Below are 1,153 nucleotides of genomic sequence, written 5' to 3'. Positions count from 1 at the left end.
CCACCGCTTATCAACAGAAAAGTGTGCCTCTGAATGCTCTCTCTTATAGTACTCCTCAAGGTATTCCTCGGTGTTTTCAACAAAATCTTTCATTCGTCGTTTCCAACTCCAAGGTCCTTTGATGGTGGCATTTTTCTTGGGGATGATGTAAACTTTGATGTCACCCAACTCACCGACGTAAGACTGGCAACTGTAATACCTGTCAAGCCTCATGCTTTCAAGTGTCAGGCCGAGGTTCTCAAACATTCTCATTGCCTTGTCGTAGGCATCCTTTTCGCTTTTGAGACTCATGCCATATGAAACATACATACCGCTGCCCAGATCCAGCAGTTTGAAGGAATAAACAAATGCGCGTTTCTTTTTTCCTTCTTTGACATTCTCCTCTTGCGTTTCAGCTTCTTTTATCTCGTCTCCTCTTTTTGCAGTTTCCGACGCATAATGCTTGGAAATCGTGAGAGAATATCCGGTTCCATCCCCAGTGCCTTCAACTACGGATACGCCCTTCTTTTTCAGGATGAGAACGTGTAGGTTATGAAGTGCCATTTCAACTTCTGGGTCAGAATACAATCGTTCTATACTCTTGTAGCTGACTTCGACATCAGTTAGTAGGCAGAACAGATCCAGCATCGCCTCCATGTTTCTGTTGCTCTTGTCGAAGAGTTCCTTGACAAGAATCAGGATGACACGTTGTTTCAGCGAGAGCTCCGGCTTTCTTCCTTGGCCTCGTTCAACATGCAAAGTCGCTACTGCCTCATCTATCAGCGGCTCAAGATTGCGTATTGCATATTTCAGCCTGGCAGCAAGCTGCTGCTCATATGTTCTCCAGTCTCTTTTCTTCTCTGGGTGATTCTTCTTGTATTCTTCGAGGAGAAACTCATCTATGTCCTTCAGTTTTTCTCTGATATCTTTGGTGTGGATCATGAATAGCTATAGAAGCAAAGTTTTATTAATATATATGAATATATATTAATTATGCGAAAGGTTGAAGTTGTAAAAGGAGATTTGAAACTGACTGACAGGCTGATTAGAATCATAGAAAAAAGAGTCACTTCTTTCGGAACAGGGGCCAAAGTCGACTGCCCAAAAGAATACCGAGGTCGGCGGGCATACTTGCTTATCTGTAAGGATTAGCTTCTATTTTTGTCCCACAGCC

2 protein-coding genes are annotated in these 1,153 nt (G+C 43.1%); one reads left to right on the top strand and one right to left on the bottom strand.

What is annotated here, in order from left to right; translation table 11 throughout:
* On the bottom strand, nt 1-921 hold a 921-nt coding region (locus AB1552_14490; protein MEW6054966.1), incomplete at its 3' end, for an ISNCY family transposase.
* 51 nt (nt 922-972) lie between these two features.
* On the opposite strand from AB1552_14490, the gene AB1552_14485 reads away from it, so the two are divergent.
* The gene (locus AB1552_14485; protein ID MEW6054965.1) at nt 973-1,131 is read left to right on the top strand and encodes a DUF2080 family transposase-associated protein; all 159 of its coding nucleotides are present in this window, start codon (nt 973-975) and stop codon (nt 1,129-1,131) included.
* The last annotated feature ends 22 nt before the right edge of the window (nt 1,132-1,153 follow it).

The sequence above is a fragment of the Nitrospirota bacterium genome, assembly GCA_040754395.1.
Classification (GTDB): domain Bacteria; phylum Nitrospirota; class Thermodesulfovibrionia; order Thermodesulfovibrionales; family SM23-35; genus JBFMCL01.
Note: the sequence above shows the minus strand (reverse complement) of the source record. Positions and strands in the feature narration are given on the sequence as shown.

Coding starts and splice junctions, on each gene's coding strand:
- AB1552_14485 (MEW6054965.1), top strand. CDS start 973: ATGCGAAAGGTTGAAGTTGTAAAAGGAGATTTGAAACTGACTGACAGG.